Origin of the sequence: Gilvimarinus gilvus, assembly GCF_030518155.1 — a bacterium.
GTDB classification, from domain to species: Bacteria; Pseudomonadota; Gammaproteobacteria; order Pseudomonadales; family Cellvibrionaceae; genus Gilvimarinus; species Gilvimarinus gilvus.
Window position 1 is genome coordinate 1 of record NZ_JAULRU010000354.1, and the last position, 503, is coordinate 503.

Genomic DNA, 503 nt, shown 5'->3' on the forward strand with positions numbered 1-503 from the left:
GCAAGTGGCCGCCAACGGCGTAGGTCAGCAGGCCCGAATCCTCGTCTATCACGCCACCTACCATGGTCACGTGCTTGCCCAGCTTGCTGTTGATCAGGCCGCGGTTGATGTGGCTGAGCACTTCCGATGGCTTGAACTCACGCATCTTGTTGCGCTTGAGTTCGAACATGAGGCGTGTGGTCATGAATTTCAACAGCACGGTGACAAAGGCCGACGACGCGCCATGCCCGGAAACATCGGCAAGGTAGAAGGCGATACGCCGGTCATCGACGCGGAAGTAGTCGACGAAATCACCCGACAGGTACAGCGACGGGATGATCTGGTGCTCGAAGGCGAACTCGCCGGCAGCCCATGGGCTTTCCGGCAGCATGTTCATCTGTACTTGGCGGCCGGCGGTCTGGTCTTCCTGCAGCAGGTGCAGGCTGGCCTCCAGTTCGCGGTTGGCGGCTTCGAGCTTGTCGCGGTAGCGCTGGTTTTCCAGCACCAGGCGCGAGCGGTCGAGG

General features: G+C 61.0%; 1 protein-coding gene. It reads right to left on the reverse strand.

What is annotated here, in order from left to right; all coding sequences use genetic code 11:
- Nucleotides 1-503, reverse strand: a 503-nt coding sequence (locus QWI17_RS06055) for a PP2C family protein-serine/threonine phosphatase (protein WP_302721622.1), incomplete at both ends; no start/stop codon positions are given.